The organism is Alteromonas sp. 009811495, assembly GCF_028865455.1.
Lineage (GTDB): Bacteria > Pseudomonadota > Gammaproteobacteria > Enterobacterales > Alteromonadaceae > Alteromonas.
In genome coordinates this window covers 1,359,984-1,380,351 of the sequence record NZ_CP113972.1, presented here as the reverse complement: position 1 = coordinate 1,380,351, position 20,368 = coordinate 1,359,984, and the positions used below count along the sequence as shown (strand labels likewise).

Genomic DNA, 20,368 nt, shown 5'->3' with positions numbered 1-20,368 from the left:
AACCCGACCTACTCGTCGTGAACGCATACTTTTCTCAATATTTACAACTTTTGGCCGATAGAATGAATCGAGAGAAAAGGATCTTTGATTAAGAAGTAAACCATCATTCCCTTAAACTTAAAAAATCCTTGTAGCGATGCGGTTAATTCGGCATATTTATTATTCTGGCTGTTAGGGAAGCCGCCAGTTAAAAACAAAAAATAATAAATGGCGTTTGCCAAAGGTGTGTAGGTGCGCTCAACCCTAATTTTTTCATTTTCGCTAATTTGGTTGGTTTTGTCGGGACTGTATGTTCATCCCGCAAAAGCGACTGAGGTTTCTGATCTTCATTTTACCGAAGTAAATAAAAAGCACGGTTTATCCAATACCGCTGTATTAGATATTGTCGAAGATAAACTCGGATATATTTGGCTCGCTACATCCAATGGATTGAATCGATACTCTGGCTACAATGTAAAGCAGTACCATCCCTCAGACATTGACACCCATTCAATACCTTCGGGCTACATACAGACTCTTTTCGTCGACTCCGACGGAAAACTGTGGATAGGTACTCAATCAGGCCTGGCGTTGTACCGCGCCGAAAGCGATGATTTCGAAGTTTTTGATAAAACCAATTCCGTTATAAAAAACGATTTTATAAGTGCCATTTCTGAGGCGAAAAACGGCGACATTCTATTCAGCGACACAAAGTTCCTCTATCGATTTTCGAAAGACACTTCCAAAATCAGCGTTGTAACTAGAGTTTTTGAAGAAGATAGCTTCATAAAAGTAATATTTGAGGAAGCTAATAGGATATGGGTAGGCTCAAATAAATTTGGTGCGAGAATCATAGACTCGTCAAGCAACGAGGTTTTCAGCCTAAGAAAAGTTAACCCATGGGCTATCTCATTAGATGTAAGAGCTCTCCATGATCTGCAGGTTATAAATGGAAATTATTGGCTGGCGACAAACGAAGGTATAAAAATCTACGCATCCAACGGCTTAATGGTCAAAGAACTTTTGGGTGAAGACTTAGGTATTGAAGGCGAGTTAAATTCGTTTTCAATGACGTTGGTTGATGGCGATATTTGGCTGGGGACTTTCAAAGGTCTATTTGTGTTTCCAGAAGCTGCAAAAATTGATATTCAGCGCTCTACATCTCTCGATTTTGTTCACTTAAACTCTGAAAACTATGACGTTACTGGACTTCCTTCTGCAATTCTAATGAAAGTTATGAAAGACAGAACAGGTGTAGTGTGGGCAGCAACATTTAAGCAAGGTGCATTTAGATATCACCCCGAATATGCCAGTGTCAATTTTCAACCGGTTTACAATTCCAATAGACGAGATGATGACAACTACTCAACGGTGTGGGGATTTGCTGAGTCAAAAGAAGGGGAAGTCTACCTAATCTCTCAACAACGCGGTGTGGGGAAAATTTCAAACGAGAATGGAGATGTTGAATTCTATAATATCTTCAGTTCATATGGCGATTCGCTTTCGTTTTGGGATTTAGAAATAGATGAATATGGTCGGTTTTGGGTAGCAACTTCTAATGGTCTAATGTTGCTGGAAAAATCTGGCAACGATCTAAGGAATGTAAGAACTTTCTTTGAAGGCGCTTTTATCGACCACATTTTTAAGAGCAAATCGGCAATTTGGCTTCAGCTTGGTGAAAGAAAAGTTTATTCAGTTAATTTAGGGTATGAGAGCTACACGAATATCCCTGATGACAACTTTGAAGTTAACTTAGAGGGTGATTTCGGAAGAATCTACGCGATTTATTCAGATGATAAACAAAGAGTCTGGTTTCGAAGCAGCGAAAAGTTAATCGTGTATTCTATTGACACTAACGAAATTGAAAAAGTCTTGGACGCTAAAGCCGGCGTGAAATCTATGGTATACGGCGTTCATGAAACAGATGACGGTATCTGGCTCACAACTCGTTCTGATGGTGTCCTAAAGTTAGACAAAACTACGCTTGAGGTAGTAAAAAAGCAGGACAGAAATAACAATAATGGATTTATCACCTCTACAACAGCAGTCGGGAATAGCATTTGGTATTCGGATACTGCGGGTATTCACAAAGTGTCACTCCCCTCGCTTACTCAATCAGATAGTATATCGAATGACCAATTAGAGTATAATTCGCTCGGTGAAGGTTCTGTCATTGCAACGTCCAACGATATTATTTATTTTGGTGGTAACAAGGGTATAAATAAAATTGCGACAACGCGTCAAGGCGCGGTAAGTAAACAACCTAGAACACTAAGTCCACAATTATATCGGTTCAGTATATTTGGCTCAAATCCTCAGAAGACGTTTGGTCTTTCTGAAATTTCAAGTGAAAACGCACTCGGTTTTAAGCCCCCTATTTCCAATATTTCGTATCAAGATCTTGTAGAACTAGATTATTTTGAATCTCGATTCAGTATCACTTTTGAACTTGTGAACCCAGTTTATCCAGACCAAGTCAACTATCGCTACAAGCTATCTAACATCGATAATGAATGGGTTTACATTGGCAATGAACGTACAGCTCAATTCAATAATATTTCATTCGGTGATTACCAATTCGAAGTACAGGCAAAGGAGCCTGGTAAATTGTGGTCGGAAAGTCGTTCTTTAAGAGTGAAGTTAGCTCGTCCACCCTGGCTACACTCTGTTGCTCTTGTATTCTACTGCATAATCGCGATGGCGGTTTTTGGTTTCATTATCCGTCAATATCAATTGCGCAAAGCAAACCAACAAGCCATTAAGGAGTCAGAGGAGCGTCTTAAGCTAACGCTGTGGAGTTCTGGCGATGAACTGTGGGATTGGGACGTGTATCGAGGACAAGTTTACCGTGCTAACACATGGGGAACACTCGATTTTCCGCAAGACGATATACGAACCACGGGCGCATATGATGCAAACATTCACCCGAATGATATCAATCGCGTTCAAGACGCATTGCGCGAGCATCTAGAGGGTAAAAGCGAATTCTACGAGCTTGCATACCGAGCGAAAACATTTAAAAACCAATGGGTGTGGATTCTGGACCGCGGAAAAGTAGTAGAGCGCGACCACAATTCACAACCGGTTCGAATGACAGGTACGCTTAAAAATATTCATCATCTTAAAGAAGCAGAAGAGCAACTAAACCTCTTTAAGCGCTCTATAGAGAATATTTCAGAAGGTGTATTTATTACCAATACACAGTTTAAATTCATCAGCGTAAACTACGCTTATTGCACTTACACAGGTGAAACACGAGATCAAGCGCTTGCCAGCTATATGCACTTTCATTTGTATCCTGATGCATTTACCGAAGAAATTAAAAAGACCTTGAAATCAAAAGGCAACTGGTCGGGTGAAGTTGAAAGCGTTCGTGTAAATGGCGAACGCTATGAAATGGAACTAAATATCGATGCAGTACACGATGAAGATGGCAAAATCAGCCATTTTGTTGGCGTATTTAGTGATATTACATCGCGCAAAAGTACCGAAAAAGAGCTACTTAAGCTTGCGAACACCGATCCGCTTACCGAGTTACCAAACCGCTCATTTTTCCAAGCAAGCCACCAAAACTTAGTACGTAAGGGAACACAGCATACCCTACTTTGCTTAGACATGGATAACTTCAAGAAGATTAATGATTCGTTAGGCCATCAAACGGGTGATATCCTCATTAAACAAATTGCCAAGCGTCTTCAACGTATAACTGGCAAGAGCGCTACATGTTATCGCCTAGGTGGTGATGAATTCAGTATTTTAATGGAAGATAATGCCGATATTCATACTGTTACCCATTACGCACAAAACTTGCTAGACACGCTATCTAGACCATTCATTATTAATAAGCAAGAGTTTGTCTTAGGGGCAAGCATAGGGATTGCATTTTTCCCTGACGATGGCACCTCACCACAAGAAATGCTAAAGAACGCTGATACTGCTATGTATTTTGCCAAAAATAATGGTGGTAATAGCTATCAGTTCTTTAGTGGTGAGATGAATCAAAACGCAGTGCGACAATTGCAAATTGAGAACCTTATTCGACAGGGCATAAAAGACGACCTTTTCACTGTCTACTACCAACCTAAGGTAGATATAGCATCGGGCAAACTAGTCAGTATGGAAGCCCTAGTGCGTTTCGAGCACCCTCAAAAAGGTATTGTCAGCCCCGGCCAATTTATCCCCCTAGCTGAACAAACTGGGCAAATTATAGAAATTGGCGAACAAGTATTGCGCAAGGCCTGTGCTGATACAAAACGTTGGGTTAACCAAGGTATGTTTAGTGGCCGTGTTGCTGTCAATATCTCGGCTAAACAATTTGAATTGCCAGATTTAGACGAGCGCATTAATAAGATATTAAACGAAGTAGGTTTGTCGCCGCTGCACTTAGAGTGCGAAATTACCGAAGGCACCTTGATGGAAAGCCCCGAAAATGGGCTTAGAATGATGAACCGTCTACGCGAACGAGGCATCCATCTTGCTCTTGATGATTTTGGTACAGGCTACTCATCGTTGGCGTACTTAAAACGCTTCCCACTTAATACGCTTAAAATTGATAAGGCCTTTATCGACGACATTGCAAAGAGCAATGTAGATAGGCATATGGCAGCAGCCATCATTAATATTGCACACAATCTCGGCCTTAAAGTGGTAGCTGAAGGTGTAGAAGAGGAAGCACAGCTTAATATTCTTCGTCGCTACGATTGTGAAATGCTGCAGGGCTTTTTGTACAGCCGCCCGTTAAACGCGGAGCGTTTCGAAAAGCTGCTCTCAGAAAACCAGAAACTTCACACACTGTTAGGCCAATCAAATTTCTAACTTTTAGTTATGCGGGCAGTTGATAACACCACTGCCCTTTCCCTTTGAACTTTAGATGACTAGGCACAGTTTTTCCCCTGCTATTCAAATATTTGGCACCTCATTGCCTAGCGTAACCCTACCATTTCTCTAGACACCGTCAAAACTGTGACAAATCAACAGCAATACAATACAAGCAATTGATTTAAAAACACTTTTTGAAACTGGCACAATAATAGCTTTAATAGAAATACCGAGTATAAAAACAATATATCGGTTTTGTTTGTTCGTTCAAAAAAATTAGAGGAATTTATTATGTTGAAAGAGTACGCGGTTGCACTAGTACTTTCTACCACCACGCCAGTAGCAGCAGATAAGCAAGAAGGTGCTAAACCTGTAAGCGACTCTCAAAAAGAGACTATTACTCAGCCACAAAATATTAAGCCAAAGTCAGGCGGTGGCGTTGGTGTTGGCTGGTAAGTCTACCCATTCCGAATTCTAAAAAAGAGAGCAAAGCTCTCTTTTTTTTCGTCTGCAATTTAACGGACTTTGATAAGAGGCTACAAAAGCCTAGGCGGCGATATAAAGGTTATTAAAGCCTACTGCATTGCGCCAATGAATATGTCGCGATATAGAGAACATAGGGAGTAATATAGGCCCTAGTATAAGGCCACCTAAAGCCCACTTTTTAGCATGCATTCCCCACTTGAACGCTTCCACGTAGAAATAGACAGAGCATATTGCGCTAAGTACAACAAGTGATATCACAGCGTCTCCTGAAACTTCAAATACACCCAAACTTATCAATTTAATTGATAGGTGCCTGATTAAGGTGCCAACAATTTGACTACTCAAAATTTAAACAGCGCGAATTTTACCCAAAAATGAACAATAAACCAGCGAAAACGAGCATTACATACAAAAAAACCGGGCAAAGCCCGGTTTTTAACACTATCTTTACTATTTAGTAAAAAGATTGATCAGATTCAGCCATCTTCACTAAAATGTCCGCAGGCGCAAATTTACCGCCTACTGCAGTTGCGTAATGATTTAATCTTGCGACCACATGCTTAATGCCAAGGGTATCCATGTAACGGAAAGGACCACCTAAGAATGGCGGGAAGCCAATACCGAAAATGGCACCTATGTCTCCGTCTCGCGCATTGCGAATCACGCCTTCATCAAGGCAACGAGCTGCTTCATTTAGCATCATAAGCACGCAGCGCTCTGCAACTTCTTTTTCGCTTAATTTAGCAGAAGGCGACAACCCAAGAAGCGAATAAATGCTTTCATCAACTTCTTTGCCCGGCTTTTTACCCTCGTAAGAATAAAAACCTTTTTGGTTTTTCTTACCCTTGCGGCCATCAGCTAACACCTTGTCAAACGCACTAGGTGCAGTAAAACGGTCGCCAAACGCTTCAACCAAGAAAGGAATAATCTTAGTGCCTACGTCAATACCTACTTCATCAAGCAGTTTTACTGGGCCCACTGGGAAACCGAACTTAACCAAAGACTTGTCAATATGTTCAATTGGCTCACCGTCTAGAATAAGGTTTGCGGCCTCGTTCATGTATGGGGCAAGTATGCGGTTAACATAAAAACCGGCACCGTCCTTAACAACCACAGGGGTTTTGCCCTGTTTCTTAGCAAATTCAACAGTTGAAGAAATAACTTGGTCTGAGGTTTTGTCATGAGCAATAACTTCAGCCAAAGGCATCTTATCAACTGGCGAGAAATAGTGAAGACCAATCACATTTTCAGGTCGCGCTGCTTTCGCCGCAATTTGCGTAATGGGAATAGACGAGGTGTTTGATGCGAAAATCGTACTTTCTTTGCAGTTAGTTTCGATATCATCAACCATCTTTTGCTTAAGATCTAGATCTTCAAACACCGCTTCAACCACGATATCAGCATCTTGATATCCACTGTAATCAAGCGTACCTGTTAATAAGGCTAGCTGCTTTTGCATCTCGCTATTGCGCATGAAGCGCTTTTTAACTTTCTTATTAAGAATGTCGTAGCTGTACTTCATAGCATTAGCTATGCCTTCGGCACGTACGTCTTTTATACGTACTGGCACACCCGCTTTAGTCGAGGTTACATAGGCAATCCCACCGCCCATTAAGCCGCCACCAAGAACACCAACTTTCTTCATTTTTTCTGGTTTTACGCCCTCAACGCCGTTTTCTTTCTTCATTTCTGTAGTTGCAAAGAAAATTTGACGAAGTTGGAATGACTCTGGCGTCATTACTAGCTTACCAAAAGCTTCTGCTTCAGCTTTCAGGCCCGCTTTCATACCATCATTCATGCCCGTTTCAATTACATCAATGATGTAACCTGGCGCAGGATAGTTGCCTTTAGTTTTTGCAAATGTAGCTTCGCGTGCCTTCTTGAATAACATGCCTCGGCCTGGACCTGTATTTTCCAGCATTTTATTCATAACGCCTTTTTGAGGCGCTTCGCGTTCAGGTTTGCGCTTAAGCGCAAATTGCTCAGCAACTTTTAATAGCACGCTGTGTGGAACCACATCATCAACAATACCGTACTTCTTCGCTTGCTTTGCTCGTGCTGGCGCACCAGTAAGCATCATTTTCATAGCTTGCTGAATACCAATAAGACGCGGCAGTCGCTGAGTACCACCACTGCCAGGTAAAAGCCCTAGCTGTACTTCTGGCAAACCTAATTGCGTGCTTGGTGAATCGGTACAAACACGATAGTGACAAGCAAGAGCTAACTCTAAGCCACCACCAAGCGCTGGACCATGAATGGCCGCAACAAATGTTGCTTTCATGCTTTCAATTCTATCGAATATGGCTTGGCCGCCTGCTGCGATAGTTGTGGCATCTTCAGCGGTCTTACACGCCGCCAGCATAGTAATATCAGCACCTGCAACAAATGAACTAGGCTTGCCACTGGTCAATACAACACCTTTAATGCTGCTGTCGCTCTCGATGTCATCTAGCATGGCTGATATTTCGTCACCGAACTCAGCCTTTAACGTGTTCATGCTTTCGCCAGGCACATCCATGCTAAGAATAGCAACACCATTGTCTTGCTTAGTAAGAGTAAAAGCGCCTGAAGCGGGTTGTGCTTCATTTGTCATGTCTTGTTCCTGACTCATCTTATTCTGTCTCCACAATCATTGCGGCACCAAGACCACCTGCCGCACATGCAGTCAGTAGACCTGTACCACCGCCACGACGGTTTAATTCATTCAACATCTGCGTGATCATACGCGTACCGGTTGCGGCAAATGGGTGGCCATAGGCAATTGAGCTTCCCATTACGTTGAATTTATCCATATCAATCTCGCCAGTTGCTTTACTTCTGCCCAGTTTCTCTTGAGCAAATTTGTCACTCGCGAACATTTTTACGTTAGCCAGTGTTTGCGCAGCGAAAGCTTCGTGCATTTCGATAAGCGTTAAGTCGTTAAGGGTCATACCCGCACGGTCTAATGCGATTGGCGTAGCATAAGACGGCCCCATCAGCATATCTTCCCATACATCGATAGCAGAAAACGCATAGCTCTTGATGTAGCCCAATGGCGTGTAACCCAGTTCTTTAGCGCGACTTTCTGTCATCATCAGCACCGCTGATGCGCCGTCGGTAAGTGGTGTAGCGTTAGCCGCAGTTACCGAGCCGTACTTTTTATCAAATACAGGACGAAGCTTCGCATACCCTTCTAGCTTAGAATCGAAACGCACGTTATTGTCGCGCTCAAGTGCACCTTTATATGGTTCTGCATAAGCCGTCATTACTTCACTAGACAGCTTTCCAGCTTCCCAACTTTCGGCCGCAAGACTATGAGAGCGGTGTGCTAGTTTGTCTTGATCTTCACGAGAAATTTGATGGGTTTTAGCCATTTGCTCTGCAGTTTGGCCCATTGAAAGGCCTGTTGAATATTCTGCTACTGCCGGAGGCACTGGCGCCAAGTCTTTTAACTTAAGACGCTTAAAAATATTGAGCTTCTGACCCAACGTTTTGGTCTTTTGAAGATCAACTAGTGCGCGAGCTAAGTTTTTTGAAACACCAATCGGCGATACCGATGTTGAATCTGCACCACCTGCGATACCGACTTGTACTGTACCTGCCATCATACTTTCAGCGATATTCACTGCAGATTGAAAGCTGGTCGCACACGCGCGAGAAACACTATACGCATCGGTATGTACGTTCATGCCGGTACCAAGCACGATTTCACGCGCAATATTTGGAGCTTCAGGCATTTGAACAACTTGACCATAAACAACTTGGTCAACCCACTCTTTTTGAACACCATGGCGAACGAGTAGTTCGTTTACGACCATTTTACCTAAATCAACAGCGGGTACGCCGTGGAAATATGTCGCCATTTTTGCAAACGGAGTACGTAACCCCGCGACAATGGCGATGCGATCACCCTCTCGGGTAGTAACTGATTGTTTTGTTGCCATAATGCACCTAAATTAATGACCTAATTGAGTTGAGCGATAGCACTCACATTAAGTGGTCAGACCTGTAATACACCCGATTTTTACAAACAATGAACAAAATAGCAAATTATGCCGTTAAGGTGTCATGATAAATGTAACATTTGTTAGATGGGTATACGTGCTTTCTGTTCATTGTTGATCAGCGTAATACGTCGCAGATTTATTGCGATTAAACGACTTGAAGAAAGATAGAATGAACCTTATATGGAAAACATAGTCTGTTTTGTGTCATTGTGAATGGTGTTTTAAACGTTTTCTTTAGAACATAAACCCATCGACTGACACTTCCTTAATAAAGATAACTCAAACGGAATTTTGCAAAATGGCAGCAGAGCAGTTTCAACAGTTACATGCTTATTTAAATCAACAAATCATTGGCCAACACGCGCTGACTAAAAGTCTTCTTATCGCACTTCTCGCCGATGGGCATCTACTTGTTGAAGGGCCTCCGGGACTTGCTAAAACACGCGCAATTAATGCACTTGCAAACGGTGTCGATGGCGACTTTCACCGTGTCCAATTCACACCAGATTTGTTACCCGCTGATTTGACGGGTACGGATATTTACCGTCCTGAAACGGGCGAATTCGTATTTCAAAAAGGCCCACTTTTTCACAATCTGGTATTAGCGGATGAAATAAACCGCGCGCCAGCAAAGGTTCAATCAGCGTTACTTGAAGCGATGGCAGAAAGACAAATAACGGTGGGTAGTAAAACGTACCCGTTACCTCCCTTGTTTCTAGTAATGGCTACGCAAAACCCACTGGAGCAAGAAGGTACTTACCCCCTTCCAGAAGCACAATTAGATCGCTTCTTGATGCATGTCGATATTGATTATCCAGGAGCGGAAACTGAACTTGAAATTTTACGCTTAACGCGCGGAGAGGCACTATCAGAGCCGCCAGTGACACCGCCTACCCTGACTCAAGACGACATTTTTACGTCGCGAAAAGAAGCCCTTTCGCTATACATGGCACCTGAGTTAGAGCAATACCTCGTTCAGCTCATTGTTGCCACAAGACAACCTGAAAAGTTTGACGCTAACTTGGCACAATGGATTGCAATGGGTACAAGCCCTCGAGCAACGATAAGCCTTGACCGCTGTGCCCGCGCCCATGCATGGCTAAGTGGGAGAGACTTTGTAGGTCCAGATGATATTCAAGCGGTGGTTCACAATGTGTTGCGCCACAGAATTATTCTGTCGTATCAAGCAGAGGCTGAAGGCGTAACGGTAAATGATGTTTTGGACAAAATTGTCACCACTGTAGCAGTACCGTAAATTATGATAAATGTTCAAGCACAGCTTCAGAAGTTGCTGAGCGATGGGGTGAATTTATCTACTGGTGAATTGTTGCGATATCAACAGCTCGCTAAACTGTTCAGTCTTGCGCCTAAACGAGCCCCTCAAGCTCGACTTGCTGGTAGCTATTTAACGAAGCACAAAGGCCGTGGTATGGAGTTTGATGAAGCTCGTCACTACCAGAGCGGCGATGATATTCGTGCAATTGACTGGCGCGTGACTGCGCGAACAGGAAAAACGCACACTAAGGTTTATCGCGAAGAGCGGGAACGTCCGGTTTTCTTGTTTTGCGATTACCTGCCTTCGATGACGTTTGGTACGCAACTGCTGACTAAAGCCGTACAAGCTTCACACGTGTGCTCACTGATAAGTTGGTCAGCTGCTGCACGCGGAGACAAAGTAGGCGCGCTTATTTTCAATGCCACACAGCATAAGGAAATTAAGCCACTAACCCGAAAAAAAGCAGTGCTTCGTGTATGTCATGAACTTCTTGAGCTACACCAGCAAAGCCAACAAAATAAGCCAAACAAGAAAAATGATGATGATGCGTTCGCGCAAGCCTGTGCCAGAGCACGTCGTCTCGCCCGCCCTGGCAGTTTGGTCTATTTAGTGTCTGATTTTCAACATCTAAGTACACAAGCTATTGGCCACTTAAATCATCTTACGCGACATTGTGAAGTGCGTGCGGTTGTGATCAATGATCCTATAGAATACAGCCTACCTTCTCTTACAAGTACGCAAGCTGTGAGTGTTTCTGATGGGAACACCCAGCAGCGATGGTTGCTTGGTGATGCAACCGAGCATGAACAATACAAGCAATGGCGAAATGAGCAAAATACGTTTATCAACGACATCCTGAAAAAAAATAATATCTCCCGTTTTACCGTTTCATCTGGTATTCCCCTTGATGACCAACTTCAAAGTATGCAAAGGGAGCAATTGTGATGCAGTCGCAGCAAATACCAAACGCTAACATATCTCCCCAGGCAACTATGCCAAATAGCTTACCGACTAATATCGCGCCAGTGGACGATCCTTTAGCACAGCTAAAAGATATTCACGTTCCAAGTGACGTAAACGCCTGGCCTCTTGATTGGGGGTGGTGGGCACTAGGTGCAATAATAATTGGCATTTTATACTGCCTAACTCGATGGGTACTAAACTACATTCGGTTTAATAAACCTCGTAAGCAAGCGCTCGCATTACTAAAAGAAATAAAACCTACTGATGATGATTGGCCGCTTGCGCTTAATGGCTTGTTAAAACGTACTGCCCTGACGTATTACGACCCACAACGCGTTTGTGCACTTCACGGTAACGCGTGGTATGCCTTTTTGCTGGAAAAAAGTTCAAAAGCCCACGATGATATTGCACAAGGCTTTGACTTACTTGCAAAAAACGCATACCAGAAGAGCTCTTTTGAAAGTGATTTCGAGCGCTGTTCTCAAGCAGTAAAACTGTGGCTGCTAAATGCTCGCTTTGAAAAAGCTGGTAAAGAAGCCGAAAAAGCAAGTTCAAGTAGCGACACTATGGAGGCTACCAATGCTTGAGTTTTCTTGGTGGTGGGTATTTTTTGCGCTCCCCCTCCCTTTTATTGTTCGATTGATTGTGCCAAAAACAGCAGATACTCAGCTAGCAGCGCTAAGAGTTCCTGCGCTTCGCCCACATGAAGCGGTATCTGATAATGTCATCGCCAAACGCACACTCCCGATGGTGTTAAGCGCGCTAATTTGGCTCTTGTTAGTTACTGCTGCCGCTCGGCCACAGTGGTTAGGTGAACCCATTAGTATTCCCAATGAAGGCCGTGAAATGATGCTGGCAGTCGATTTATCAGGGAGTATGAAAATAGATGACATGCAACTCAACGGCCGTCAGGTTAATCGACTAACTATGACGAAGTCAGTTGTTTATGACTTTATTCAACGACGTGTTGGCGACCGTATTGGTCTAATACTCTTCGCAGACACGGCGTACGTTCAAGCGCCTTTGACATACGACAGAGACACGGTATCAACCCTATTGAGTGAGGCCGTAATAGGCCTGGTCGGTGAGCAAACCGCTATTGGTGATGCAATTGGTCTAGCAGTGAAGCGTTTTGACGAACGAGAAGAGTCAAATAATGTACTGATATTACTGACCGATGGTCAAAATACCGCTGGTAATATCACGCCTGAACAGGCCAAAGAACTGGCAATCAACAAAGGCGTGAAAGTGTACACCATTGGTGTAGGGGCAGATAAAATGCTGATACAAAGTTTTTTTGGCAGCAGACAAATCAACCCGTCTCAAGAGCTTGACGAAGACATGCTAACCGATATTGCAACATCAACAGGTGGTCAATACTTCAGAGCTCGCAACGCACAAGAACTGCAGGCTATTTATCAACAGCTCGATGAATTAGAACCGATAGAGGGTGAAGCGAGAAAAATGCGCCCGCTAACAGCACTCTTTTACTACCCATTAGCGTTAGCACTTTTCCTGTCTTTATGCTGGGTTTTTGGCGCAATAGCAGCAAGCACTTTTCACTCTATAAACCAAAAGCGTGGATTGCGTAACGATAAGTCCATGGACAGTGAGGTGACAAGATAATGGATTTTTCGGTTTTACCTTCGTTTTTACAATTAGGTGACTTTCACTTTTTACGACCGGTCTGGTTTCTCGCATTGATACCTTTGTTATTATTGCTTATCTGGTTAAAGCGTAATGTTGCTACGCAGTCGGGTTGGCAAGCGGTCATCCCCCCCCATTTGTACCAACATATGATTATTGGCAAAACAGAGAAAGGACAGCGCCCCCCGCTTTGGATGCTCGCCTTGGTGTGGTTTATAAGCGTAGTTGCATTGGCAGGCCCTACGTGGGAACGACTTCCACAGCCTGTTTATCAATTAAAAATGGGGCATGTGATAGTGCTAGATATGTCACTATCGATGCGCGCCACTGACATGACACCCGACAGACTCACGCGTGCAAAGTACAAAGCCATAGATCTCGTCAATGCGCTTGGCGAGGGAGAAATGGGGCTTGTTGCTTACGCGGGTGATGCCTTCGTTATTTCACCCCTAACTGAAGATGCGAATAACATAACAGCACTATTGCCTAGTCTATCGCCAGAGATCATGCCAGTACCGGGCAGTGATCCTTTATTAGGCATTGAAAGCGCAGCACAACTGCTAACTAACGCAGGCTATAACTCAGGAATGATTTACTGGATTACAGACGGTATCGACTTTCAGCAACAAAAAGAGTTACAAGAGTATGTCTCGTCTATTCCCTTCACTGTAAATGCACTTACAGTGGGAACCTCACAAGGTGCTCCAATACGTCAATTAAGTGGTGAGCTACTAAAAGACGCCTCGGGCAGTATTGTCATTCCTAAACTCAACAATAGTGCGGTAAGTGGCGTTGTTAAGGCAAGCGGCGGTTCATTTGAAACATTCACGTCCAACGACAATGATATAAACGCCCTAGCCTCACTTTCTCTATCGCAGAGAAAAGCGTCAGATGAAGAAAAGCAAGAAGACAATAACCAAGGAGATCAATGGAAAGAAGTGGGCGCCTATTTGGTACTCGCGATGCTTCCGTTTGCAGCGTTGGCGTTTAGAAAAGGGCTACTGTTTGTTCTGCTAGTGGGAATACTTAGTCCAACATTACCAGTGCCCGCGCATGCGCAGCAAAATACGAACGTTGAAAACTCCCTTCCGGATCGCAAAGCAGAGACCTCGCTTTCTTGGTGGCAAAAACCTTTTTTGAACGACGACCAAGAAGCGCATTCTTATTATGAAAATGAACGCTTTGAGGATGCTTCGAGCCAATTTAACGATCCTTCTTGGAAAGCCTCTGCACTATACAAGTCTGGCGAGTACGAAAAAGCGCTTGATGCGTATGACGCTATTGAGGGCGCAGACAGCTTGTATAACCAGGGCAACGCGTTGGCTAAATTAGGGCGCTTTGGAGAGGCAATTAAGAAATACAGTGAAGCATTGTCTCTTGCACCAGATATGCAAGATGCAGCATCGAACAAGGCGCTTCTTGAAGAGCTTTTAAAGCAGCAAGAACAGCAGAATCAAGACAATCAGCAATCTGATGATCAACAACAAGATAGCGATGACAGTCAGTCAAGTGAGCAAAATGGTGAAAATGACCAATCTAAGGATGGGAGCGAGCAACAACAGAACCAAAATAGTGATGGGCAAAATCAACAAGATAATAATGACGATGCTCAACAAGATAATGGTCAAGACCAGAATCAACAAAAAGAGCAATCACAATCGCAAGAGAGTGAACAGCAGGATCAGGATGATAAAGATGCCTCGCAACAACAAGCAGAAAATCGTGAGTCTCAGCAAGACCAAAACGCGAATGCTGAGGCAATGCAAGCACAGCAAGGCGAACTAACGGATGCCGAAAAAGAAGAACTACAACGAATGGAAAGTTTAATGCGACGCGTGCCAGACGACCCTGCCTTTTTACTTAAACGCAAGATGCAATTAGAAGCACAAAAACGTCAACGACAGCGCATGCCTTCAAACCGGAGTGATTGGTAAATGAGAGTACTCTCACTATCTACTTATTTGATTTTATTTTTTGCCGTATTCGGTAACTCATCATACGCGGATGTTAACGCAGTTGAGGCCACTATCGATAGAAACCCTGTGATGTTGGATGAAGCAATTCGACTTACCATCACGGCCGATGGAAGCGTTGAACGAGACGCGTTTGATAGCTCTCCTTTGTTAAAAGATTTTGTTGTAGGTCGAACCTCTGTAAGCAGTCAAACGTCAATAGTGAATTTTGATACAAAGCGCACAACAGTCTGGACTACAACCCTTTTCCCTCGAAAGGAAGGCGTATTTACCATACCCGCGCTAACGATTGAGGGTAAACGTACAAAACCTATTGAAGTACAAGTTATTCCCGTCCAAGAACAAAGTGGTGTAGCTAGAGACTACTTCGTTACAACCGATATCGATTTAACTGAAGCGTATTTGAATCAACAACTGCTCTACACGGTAAAGCTCTATCTATCGAGCAATATCGAGCGCGGTAGTTTGCAAGCCCCCGAAATGCAAAATGCTGAAATCACTCAGCTCGGTGAAGATAAGCAATACACAGATATTGTCAATGGTAGGCGTTATCAAATCATTGAGCGTCAATTTGCTGTCGTGCCTCAGGCATCCGGAGAGTTTATTCTTCGCGGCCCAATCTTCACAGGTGAAGTCATGGCAGCAAATACAAATCAGCGCTTTGGTTTCTTTAATCGAACCCAGCAGATTAATCGCGTTGGTCCAGACATTACGGTAAATATAAAACCGATACCGTCAGACATTGATTATCCATGGTTGCCTTCTGAGATGGTGAGAGTAGATGAAGAATGGCCCCAAGGTGACGTTTTCGTTGCTGGTGAACCTGTCACGCGCATTGTGACGCTTACCGCGTTAGGTGTAGTAGAAGAGCAACTACCAGACATTCCTGAATTCTACCCGCCTAACTTTAAGTTGTATCCAGAACAGTCGAATACGACTACCGTCGAGCGCGACCAAAACCTTATATCTCAGCGTCAAACATCATTAGCTATTATTCCAACTGAAGCTGGCTCGTTTGTATTGCCAGAAATCACTATTCCGTGGTTTAACACGCTAACCGAGCAAACCGAATACGCCACTATTCCAGCGCGAACTATTACCGTTGCAGCCGCCAACACAAATAGCACTGCACTGCCGCAAGTACCTGATACTTCAAGCAACAAAAACGCCACCGACAACCCAACGTTGCAAACCGATACGAGTGCTCCTGTAACAGGTGAAGAAAAGCTAAACAATCAAACTGCGCACATTGAGGAAAGCGGCCAAAATAATTCCGTTTATTTTTACTTAATGCTGGTAATTGCCGTACTTTGGGCCCTTACACTAATCGCCTGGATGATAACTTATAAGAAATTAAAGCTCGCGAGTGTGGCTCCAATTAGCGCCGCAAGCTATAGCACGAATACGTTTCAGCATGGCGATGAGAAAAGTGCCTATAACCACCTAATATCTGTCGCTAAACAGGGAAAAGTGAGAGAACTCGACAATGCATTGCAGCAATGGCTAGCAACGCTTAATGATGGCAAAAGCCAACGAGCGATGCCTGGTGATATTGCTGAGTCAGCGCCTCTAAAGTCGCATATGGAACGAATTCACAAATTGCGCTTTTCTTCATCTGCTAAAAACAATAACAATGAACACAAAGAGTTGTCTGAAAACCTGAAATCGCTAGTACAAGACATTAAAGATACGAGGACAGCTTGGCTAAAGAGAACTAAAAAAGCGACGAACACGTTATCTAACTTATATCCGGCGTCATAAACCGCAATTCTATTGCACAGGGAATTGACGCCTCGTTATAACAGAAACGTCATAAATAAGTTGCGCGCCTTTGGCTTTGCTTAATGACAAAGCCAAATAAAGAACGCAGCGAAACGCACAGGGAAATTACATGAAAAAAATAATCACAACGTTAACGCCAATTGCCTTAGCAATCGCAACGCTGTCAGCTTGCAGTCCAGCGAGCGAGACGGCGAAAGTTGAAACGCCATCACAAGAAACTCAGCAAACCGCTGGTCAATCTGAATCACAAAGACTAAATGCTTTTTTCGAGCGAACGTTTGAAGAGGACTTAAAACGTTCGCCACTATTTCAAAGTTACTTAGGAAAAAAGTGGGATTACGATAAGTGGGATGATATTAGCGATGAAGAAGCTGATGCTAGTATCGCTATTGCAAAGAACCGATTGGAGACGCTGAATGGTTTTGATACCTCTAAGTTAAGCGAGCAAGAAAAACTAAGCTTGCGGTTATATAAACTCGGTATCGAACGCGACCTCGCCAACGACAAATTTCGTCATCATAGGTACATTGTTCATCAATTTCGCGCAGCTCATACTCAGGTACCAAGCTTCTTAATTAATATCCACCGAGTAACAAATAAAGACGATGCTATGGCGTACATCGGAAGATTGGACAATGTACGTACTTATTTTGATCAAGTCATCGATCAGATGAAGACGCGCGAAAAGCTGGGCGTATTCCCGCCTGCGTGGGCCTACGATCAAATGATAGATGCATCAAAGAACGTCATTAGCGGCGCTCCTTTTGATAACAGCGATTCACCATCCACCATTTGGGAAGACTTTCAAAACAAAGTCGAAAAACTCAATATTGACGACGCCGAAAAAGAGACGCTTTTAGGAGAAGCAAAAGCCGCACTAGTAACGTCGGTAAAGCCAGCTTATGAAAAATTTATTAACGAACTGGCTCACCAAAGAGAAGTAACACCTGAAGGCGACGGTGTATGGCGCTTACCTGATGGCGATAAATGGTACCAAAACCGCTTAAATTGGTTTACTACAACCGACCTCACAGCAGACGAAATTCACCAAATTGGTCTAGATAATGTTGAGCGAATTCACAGTGCAATGCGCTCAATCATGGAGAAAGTGGGATTTGAAGGCACCCTTCAAGAGTTTTTCGTGTTCATGCGAGAAGATGACCAATTTTATCTACCATCGACTGATACTGGCCGTCAGCAGTACCTTGATGATGCCAAAAAAGCCATCGACGAAATGCGAGAAGCTATTCCTGATTATTTCGGCATTCTGCCTGAAGCACCAATGGTTGTTAAACGCGTAGAAGCGTTCAGAGAGCAATCGGCAGGTAAAGCCTTCTATCAAAGTCCGGCCCAAGACGGAAGCCGTCCTGGTATATACTACGCAAACCTTTACGATATGAAGGCAATGCCAACCTATCAACTTGAAGCGTTAGCCTATCACGAAGGGATCCCTGGACATCACATGCAGCGTACCATCGCGCAAGAACTTGAGGGCGTACCGCAGTTTCAGAAGTTCCTTAGCTTCACAGCTTACACCGAGGGTTGGGGTCTTTATACAGAAGAGCTTGCGAAAGATATGGGCTTTTATCAAGACCCGTACTCCGATTTTGGCCGTTTGGCAATGGAGCTTTGGCGCGCATGTCGACTAGTGGTAGACACGGGCATTCATGCTAAGCAGTGGTCTAGAGAAAAAGCGGTAAACTACTTAGTGGAGAATACCCCAAACCCACAATACGATGCGCAGAAGGCAATTGAACGCTACATTGCGATGCCAGGACAAGCCACTGCTTATATGATTGGTAAGCTAAAAATTATGGAACTACGCGACAAAGCCATGACCGAATTGGGTGATAGTTTTGACTGGAAAGGTTTTCATGATGAGATTTTGAAATACGGTCCAGTGCCCCTTTCTATTCTTGAAGAAAATATAAACACTTGGATTGACTCACAAAAAATGGATAGCTAGTCCTCCTACCTGTGAAGTTAGTTTTAAAAACGCGCCTTTCGGATAACGAAAAGGCGCGTTTTTTATGTCATAGTGGAAAAAAGCGGAAATTTTGGATTTTTTTATGTTTGCGCGAAATAAAACCGATAATGCGCAGGTCTTATCGGGTATGAAAGCAAAACATCAAAGATATGAAGCACTGGTAAAGGCATTTCATGCCGATATTTATCGCTATGCGTATTGGTTAGTGAAAGACCAAAGTGTGGCGGAAGATATTGTGCAGGAAACCTTTTTGCGAGCATGGCGCTCACTTGACGCTCTAAATGACGAGAAAGCGGCAAAATCTTGGTTAATCACAATATTACGTCGTGAGAATGCCCGCCGCTTTGAGCGCAAGCAATTCGACACGGTGGATATTGATGATGTGAGCATTCACGACGATACGCAACAAGCAGACGGTGATATTAAAGACCGAGAGCTTCAGCGGTTGCTGGGCGGACTTAGCGTTGAATACCGTGAACCACTAATTTTGCAGCTTATTTTCGGCTTCAGTGGTGAAGAAATTGCGAACCAACTTGGACTTAACAAAAACACCGTTATGACTCGTCTATTTAGGGCGAGAAACCAGCTTAAAGAGGCGTTAGAGAAGCAGAATGAACAGAGAGGTCGTATAAATGGATGAGTTAGAATTTAGGCGAAGAATTTACGCCGATCCAGAAACGACTGACAGTGATGTTGTAGAAGCGGCGAAGGCAGACGAAAGTAAGCGCAGTTTCTGGAATGAACAAAAGCAGTTAGACAAACAGCTTAAACAAGCATTGAAAGTTGATGTTCCTGAAGATTTAGCGAGTAAGTTAATTTGGCAACAGTCAGCCGATGAATTTACACGATACAAGCGCAGAAGCCGCTGGTATTTAGCCATGGCAGCCTCAGTGGCATTTTCTGTGGGTATCGGCTTAACCATGTGGTATCACCAGCCTCTTAGCATTGGTGGTCAGGCGCTAGCGCACATGCAGTACGCTGAAATGGAGCATGCGCATTCGCTTTTACCAGTAGATCTCAATATGGTTAACGCGAAACTAGCAAGCTTCGGAGCGAGTTTTAACGAAATGCTGGATGGCGTTGAAGTGGCCAATTACTGCCACTTGAGCACGGTTAGAAGCCTTCATCTTATTGTTGATACTCCGCAAGGAAAAATGTCAGTGTTTGTTGTGCCAGAGCGCGGCGATGTGAGTGTGCCCAACGAATTCGCTGATAAGCAATATCACGGTGAAAGCATAAAGTTAGAGCGCGCGAATATTATGATTGTTGGTGACAAAGGTGCTGACTTAAGTGAGATGAAAAAAGCGGTGGCTAAGCGCATCCAGTTTTCAGCCTAAATTGCTAATTACACGGTGGCAGCCGCTGCCACCTAACCTACGGTATGTTTGTAAAAGTGTGCTAATGCACTTCCCCTTCAATCGGCCTATAAGGCCGATTTTTTTCACCTCAGAATTAACGTGAATATCTCGTA

14 protein-coding genes are annotated in these 20,368 nt (G+C 43.7%); 11 read left to right on the top strand and 3 right to left on the bottom strand.

Features of this window, described 5'->3' with window-relative positions:
* The first annotated feature begins 231 nt into the window (after nt 1-231).
* Nucleotides 232-4,794, top strand: a complete 4,563-nt coding sequence (locus tag OZ660_RS06225; protein ID WP_274742907.1) for an EAL domain-containing protein — start codon at nt 232-234, stop codon at nt 4,792-4,794.
* A 294-nt stretch (nt 4,795-5,088) separates the two neighbouring features.
* Nucleotides 5,089-5,253 carry a hypothetical protein gene (locus tag OZ660_RS06220; RefSeq protein ID WP_202264475.1) on the top strand — a complete coding sequence of 55 codons (165 nt, stop codon included), beginning with the start codon at nt 5,089-5,091 and terminating at the stop codon, nt 5,251-5,253.
* Nucleotides 5,254-5,343: 90 nt separating this feature from the next.
* Here OZ660_RS06220 and OZ660_RS06215 read toward each other — a convergent pair whose 3' ends face one another.
* The 3 genes from OZ660_RS06215 to fadI form a co-directional block, all read right to left on the bottom strand.
* Nucleotides 5,344-5,541 carry a hypothetical protein gene (locus OZ660_RS06215; protein WP_159623151.1) on the bottom strand — a complete coding sequence of 66 codons (198 nt, stop codon included), beginning with the start codon at nt 5,539-5,541 and terminating at the stop codon, nt 5,344-5,346.
* A 196-nt stretch (nt 5,542-5,737) separates the two neighbouring features.
* Nucleotides 5,738-7,876 carry a fatty acid oxidation complex subunit alpha FadJ gene (gene fadJ / locus OZ660_RS06210; protein WP_274743435.1) on the bottom strand — a complete coding sequence of 713 codons (2,139 nt, stop codon included), beginning with the start codon at nt 7,874-7,876 and terminating at the stop codon, nt 5,738-5,740.
* A gap of 19 nt (nt 7,877-7,895) precedes the next feature.
* Nucleotides 7,896-9,206 carry an acetyl-CoA C-acyltransferase FadI gene (gene fadI, locus OZ660_RS06205; RefSeq protein ID WP_159623153.1) on the bottom strand — a complete coding sequence of 437 codons (1,311 nt, stop codon included), beginning with the start codon at nt 9,204-9,206 and terminating at the stop codon, nt 7,896-7,898.
* A 361-nt stretch (nt 9,207-9,567) separates the two neighbouring features.
* On the opposite strand from fadI, the gene OZ660_RS06200 reads away from it, so the two are divergent.
* From OZ660_RS06200 to OZ660_RS06160, 9 genes are all read left to right on the top strand, one after another.
* Nucleotides 9,568-10,524, top strand: coding sequence for an AAA family ATPase (locus tag OZ660_RS06200; RefSeq protein WP_159623155.1), 957 nt, complete (start codon nt 9,568-9,570; stop codon nt 10,522-10,524).
* 3 nt (nt 10,525-10,527) lie between these two features.
* The gene (locus tag OZ660_RS06195; protein WP_274742906.1) at nt 10,528-11,490 is read left to right on the top strand and encodes a DUF58 domain-containing protein; all 963 of its coding nucleotides are present in this window, start codon (nt 10,528-10,530) and stop codon (nt 11,488-11,490) included.
* Nucleotides 11,490-12,095 (top strand): DUF4381 domain-containing protein, encoded by a 606-nt coding sequence (locus tag OZ660_RS06190; RefSeq protein ID WP_274743434.1) that lies wholly within the window; start codon nt 11,490-11,492, stop codon nt 12,093-12,095. Before OZ660_RS06195 ends, OZ660_RS06190 begins: the two co-directional genes overlap by 1 nt.
* On the top strand, nt 12,088-13,134 hold the full coding sequence (locus tag OZ660_RS06185; RefSeq protein ID WP_274742905.1) for a vWA domain-containing protein: 1,047 nt from the start codon (nt 12,088-12,090) through the stop codon (nt 13,132-13,134). The genes OZ660_RS06190 and OZ660_RS06185 overlap by 8 nt, the downstream gene beginning before the upstream one ends.
* Nucleotides 13,134-15,089, top strand: coding sequence for a vWA domain-containing protein (locus OZ660_RS06180; protein ID WP_274742904.1), 1,956 nt, complete (start codon nt 13,134-13,136; stop codon nt 15,087-15,089). Before OZ660_RS06185 ends, OZ660_RS06180 begins: the two co-directional genes overlap by 1 nt.
* Entirely contained in the window at nt 15,090-16,889 is a 1,800-nt protein-coding gene (locus OZ660_RS06175) for a BatD family protein (RefSeq protein WP_274742903.1), read from the top strand. It begins immediately after the preceding gene.
* 130 nt (nt 16,890-17,019) lie between these two features.
* Entirely contained in the window at nt 17,020-18,876 is a 1,857-nt protein-coding gene (locus tag OZ660_RS06170; protein ID WP_274742902.1) for a DUF885 domain-containing protein, read from the top strand.
* A 103-nt stretch (nt 18,877-18,979) separates the two neighbouring features.
* On the top strand, nt 18,980-19,537 hold the full coding sequence (locus tag OZ660_RS06165) for a sigma-70 family RNA polymerase sigma factor (RefSeq protein WP_226432736.1): 558 nt from the start codon (nt 18,980-18,982) through the stop codon (nt 19,535-19,537).
* Nucleotides 19,530-20,234 (top strand): DUF3379 family protein, encoded by a 705-nt coding sequence (locus tag OZ660_RS06160; RefSeq protein ID WP_159623171.1) that lies wholly within the window; start codon nt 19,530-19,532, stop codon nt 20,232-20,234. Before OZ660_RS06165 ends, OZ660_RS06160 begins: the two co-directional genes overlap by 8 nt.
* Nucleotides 20,235-20,368: the final 134 nt, after the last annotated feature.

Bases quoted from the DNA above. Each gene is read 5' to 3' on its own strand.
- OZ660_RS06220 (WP_202264475.1), top strand. From the start codon at position 5,089: ATGTTGAAAGAGTACGCGGTTGCACTAGTACTTTCTACCACCACGCCA.
- fadJ (WP_274743435.1), bottom strand. From the start codon at position 7,876: ATGACAAATGAAGCACAACCCGCTTCAGGCGCTTTTACTCTTACTAAG.
- fadI (WP_159623153.1), bottom strand. From the start codon at position 9,206: ATGGCAACAAAACAATCAGTTACTACCCGAGAGGGTGATCGCATCGCC.
- OZ660_RS06200 (WP_159623155.1), top strand. From the start codon at position 9,568: ATGGCAGCAGAGCAGTTTCAACAGTTACATGCTTATTTAAATCAACAA.
- OZ660_RS06195 (WP_274742906.1), top strand. From the start codon at position 10,528: ATGATAAATGTTCAAGCACAGCTTCAGAAGTTGCTGAGCGATGGGGTG.
- OZ660_RS06190 (WP_274743434.1), top strand. From the start codon at position 11,490: ATGCAGTCGCAGCAAATACCAAACGCTAACATATCTCCCCAGGCAACT.
- OZ660_RS06185 (WP_274742905.1), top strand. From the start codon at position 12,088: ATGCTTGAGTTTTCTTGGTGGTGGGTATTTTTTGCGCTCCCCCTCCCT.
- OZ660_RS06180 (WP_274742904.1), top strand. From the start codon at position 13,134: ATGGATTTTTCGGTTTTACCTTCGTTTTTACAATTAGGTGACTTTCAC.
- OZ660_RS06175 (WP_274742903.1), top strand. From the start codon at position 15,090: ATGAGAGTACTCTCACTATCTACTTATTTGATTTTATTTTTTGCCGTA.
- OZ660_RS06170 (WP_274742902.1), top strand. From the start codon at position 17,020: ATGAAAAAAATAATCACAACGTTAACGCCAATTGCCTTAGCAATCGCA.
- OZ660_RS06165 (WP_226432736.1), top strand. From the start codon at position 18,980: ATGTTTGCGCGAAATAAAACCGATAATGCGCAGGTCTTATCGGGTATG.
- OZ660_RS06160 (WP_159623171.1), top strand. From the start codon at position 19,530: ATGGATGAGTTAGAATTTAGGCGAAGAATTTACGCCGATCCAGAAACG.